The organism is Lacticaseibacillus salsurae, from assembly GCF_045862175.1.
Lineage (GTDB): Bacteria > Bacillota > Bacilli > Lactobacillales > Lactobacillaceae > Lacticaseibacillus > Lacticaseibacillus salsurae.
This window is the reverse complement of the sequence record NZ_BAAFZI010000116.1, coordinates 1-2,653: the sequence shown is the minus strand read 5'-3', so window position 1 is coordinate 2,653 and position 2,653 is coordinate 1. Positions and strand designations below refer to the sequence as shown.

Here is a 2,653-nt window from a genome sequence, read left to right as displayed (position 1 = left end):
CTCAACTTTTGCACGGAACACTGCACGAGCCTTGATCACCGGTATTGCCTATAACCTGGTTCAGCTCTTTAAACAGCTCTTTGTCTCGGAAGACCGTCGTTCAACCATCTCCTCGCTACGGTTCAGTCTCTTTCACATCGCCGGTAGGATTACTTGGCACGCCCGTCGTGTGGTGATTCATCTTGCTTCTAACTATGTTTACAAGAACTGGTTTAGTCGGCTCATGGACGAAGTCCATCAGTTGGCGACCTGAACTGAATAACTGAATAGGTCGTGCGTCGAGCCGAAAACTGGGTCGGTCTGTTCGTGGTGCATCGATCACCAACTTCTCCGCTCAGTCAGTATTCGCAACGCTCCAAACGTTGCTTTCAGACCGGCCAGATGCGATTTCATGTCCCCAATACCGAGGTGAATAATCCAGGGTAAAGCAGTTATGTTCGTTAAACGTGATCCAATACGTGACGCGATCGGCGAAGCGGCGGATCATTTCACAGCCAAAACGCACAAACGCGTCCACGACTTTACGACTGACAAAACCATTCTCCCGCTTGGCCAAGCTTAATGGCATGTCAAAATGATACAAACAGATCATTGGCTGGATGCCTTGGGCTAACAAGGCATCGATCAAATGATCATAATAGGCGATGCCAGCTTCATTGAACGCGCCGTCGCCATCAGGACATACCCGACTCCAAGAGATCTGGAAGCGGTAGCAGTTCATGCCCATGGCGGCCATTAAGTCGACATCTTCTTGATAGCGATGATAGTCGTCGATCGCCACTTGCCAATTGGCATTGTGAGGACCGGCAGGCTTGATATCGTAAACAGAAGGCCCTTTGCCATCCGCATTCCAAGCGCCTTCTGTTTGCATACTTGACGTTGAGTTACCCCATAAAAAATTCTTGTTAAGCGTTGTCATATTCTCCCTCCACCACGCAATATAGCCGCTGCCAAGAAAATTAGCAAAGGCCGATTTGATTATTTGACTATGCTAATTTTCAAGAAAACGCTATAATTGGCGTGAACGTAAGGTTTTGGAGGTAGACAAATTGCCTAAATATATTGAGATCGCCAAACAATTGAAAGCTCAGATCATGCGTGGGGACTATGCAGCCAGCGAACCATTGCCAGATCAAGTCAGCTTGGCCGCATATTACAAAACCAGCCGGGTCACCATTCAAAAGGTGATCCAGCTGCTTAACAATGAAGGACTAACCTATTCGCGCCAAGGTTCTGGCACCTATGTGAAAAATAACGTGAACTTGTTCTCCCAATATGACGCGTCAGTCGACCAATATGTCGGCACCAGTCAGCTGATGCATGACCACCAAGTTCAAAGCCAAGTGCTTGATTATACGGTGCGCTTGGCAGATCCAGTGGAACAAGAGAAGTTGAATCTAGTATTTTCTGATGCGGTGTATGATTTTTATCGCTTGCGGATCATCGATGGCAAACCCTGGAAGATCGAACACACGATCATGCCGGTGAAAGTGGTGCCAGGCTTGACTGAAGGGGTGTTGCATCATTCGATCTATCGCTATATCAAAACTGAGCTTAACGAAACCATCGGCGCGGCTTATCGCATCATTCGTGCCGCCAAGCCCAACCATTACGATCGCGAGTTTCTCAGCGCCACGGCAACTACGCCGATGTTAGAGATCGAGCAGATCGTGTCGCTAGGCGATGGGACGCCATTTGAATATTCGCATAGCCGCAACCGCTATGATGAAGGGGCGATCGTGGTGTATCACCCCGAGCGCCCCATGCTTTGAAGCCAAAAAAACCGGCGTCTGTTCATAATTGAACAGACGCCGGTTTTGCAATCCCTTACAAAATTCGGCCAGAAAAGTTTCCTAACGAGCGGTGCAAGATCACTGCCACCAGCATCAAGGCGGCGATCACGAGCCCTTCGATCACTGCACCAATGGCAAACAGCGCAACTGCAGCGATCACAGCAAAAACGATCAATAACCAATCAAACAAATCGAGACGCATTTTGCTCAACTCCCCAAATGGTAAACCGATATTTTCTTTCTTGTGAATATTGTAACACTTTGGCGCACGGATAGCACAACTTGTTAGGCCTTTTCGCCGGATTCGCGTATAATTAAGTTGTACCAGCAAGGAATTAAGTTTTTTTAAGCGTTAATAAGTGATTATCAGGCAAAACATGGTATACTGAAGACAATCATTCAAAAAGGCAGGTATCTCGACATGGCGACAGATTACTCTTCTCAAGCTTATTTCGACAAAATGACCGCATACTGGCGCGCAGCGAATTACCTTTCAGTGGGGCAACTGTACTTGACTGCCAATCCGCTGTTAAAGCGGCCGCTGGAATCTTCCGACGTGAAGTTCTACCCGATCGGCCACTGGGGCACGATTGCAGGGCAAAACTTTATCTACACCCATTTAAACCGGGTGATCAATAAGTACGACTTAAACATGTTCTACATTGAAGGCCCCGGTCACGGTGGCCAAGTGATGTTGTCCAATGCTTATTTGGATGGCACTTACTCAGAGAAGTATCCGCAGATCTCGCAAGATGAAAAAGGCATGCAGATCATGTTCAAGCGCTTCTCCTTCCCAGGCGGCGCGGCAAGTCACGCCAACGCCCAGATCCCAGGCTCGATCCACGAAGGTGGCGAACTGG

At 48.2% G+C, this 2,653-nt stretch carries 4 protein-coding genes and 1 pseudogene; 3 read left to right on the top strand and 2 right to left on the bottom strand.

The window, feature by feature from the left end:
* On the top strand, positions 1–253 hold a 253-nt coding region (locus tag ACKTSG_RS14040), incomplete at its 5' end, for a transposase (RefSeq protein WP_407891817.1).
* Positions 254–409: 156 nt separating this feature from the next.
* Here ACKTSG_RS14040 and ACKTSG_RS14035 read toward each other — a convergent pair.
* Positions 410–919, bottom strand: a pseudogene (locus ACKTSG_RS14035) (glycoside hydrolase family 1 protein); the annotation flags it as partial.
* A gap of 130 nt (positions 920–1,049) precedes the next feature.
* Between ACKTSG_RS14035 and ACKTSG_RS14030 the strand changes: the two are divergent.
* A complete protein-coding gene (locus ACKTSG_RS14030) occupies positions 1,050–1,772 on the top strand; it encodes a GntR family transcriptional regulator (protein WP_407895638.1) in 723 nt (240 codons plus the stop codon).
* 55 nt (positions 1,773–1,827) lie between these two features.
* Here the strand turns inward: ACKTSG_RS14030 and ACKTSG_RS14025 are convergent, their stop codons facing one another.
* Positions 1,828–1,995, bottom strand: coding sequence for a hypothetical protein (locus ACKTSG_RS14025; protein WP_407895636.1), 168 nt, complete (start codon positions 1,993–1,995; stop codon positions 1,828–1,830).
* Positions 1,996–2,214: 219 nt separating this feature from the next.
* Here ACKTSG_RS14025 and ACKTSG_RS14020 point away from each other — a divergent pair.
* A partial coding sequence (locus tag ACKTSG_RS14020) for a phosphoketolase family protein (RefSeq protein ID WP_491062203.1) occupies positions 2,215–2,653 on the top strand: 439 nt, incomplete at its 3' end.